The sequence below is a fragment of the Acetobacter malorum genome (assembly GCF_002153605.1).
GTDB lineage: Bacteria > Pseudomonadota > Alphaproteobacteria > Acetobacterales > Acetobacteraceae > Acetobacter > Acetobacter malorum_A.
In genome coordinates, this window is record NZ_JOPG01000080.1 from 1 (window position 1) to 642 (window position 642).

Genomic DNA, 642 nt, shown 5'->3' on the forward strand with positions numbered 1-642 from the left:
TGTAGAGGACGTAATCGCGATACGACGCGGCTTCATCGCTTCGGGTATCTCACGTTTCAGAGTAATGGACAGAAGTCCGTTCTCGAAGTGCGCATCGGTGACTTTCATATGCTCGGCCAGATCGAAGCGGCGTTCGAATTCTCTGCCCGCAATACCCCGATGGAGATATTCGGCGGCGCTTTGCGGCTCCGGCGCCTTTCGTCCTGTCACGACAAGAGTATTGCGCTCCTGTGTGATCGTAAGGTCGGCCTCGGCAAGTCCGGCAACCGCCATGTCGATCCGGTAATCATCCTCACCGGTCTTGACGATATCGTAAGGCGGCCAGTTATCGACCGCTGGAATCCGGCTGGCGAGATCAAGGGCGTTGAGCATTCTGTCAAAACCCACGCTCGAACGGAACAGGGGGGCAAAATCAACGGTGGCTCTCATAGCCATATCCTCCTTTGAGCAACATGGACACAAGATCAAAACTGATAGTTCTGTCTGCCGACCCCTTTGGCGGCCGGCAGATTCAATCTGGGCACTCCGTGCATGGTGTCAAGAGGTATCAAAAATGCAGAAAGGCAGGTTTGGGCGTCCTCAATCGTTCGCGTGTTCAGAGTGGACCAGAACAATGCCTGATAGCATCGGATGGAAGTTGCT

1 protein-coding gene is annotated in these 642 nt (G+C 54.5%); it reads right to left on the bottom strand.

Going from position 1 to position 642, the window contains the following annotated elements; translation table 11 throughout:
* On the bottom strand, nt 1-429 hold a 429-nt coding region (locus HK23_RS14000; protein ID WP_086654395.1), incomplete at its 3' end, for an Hsp20 family protein.
* Nucleotides 430-642: the final 213 nt, after the last annotated feature.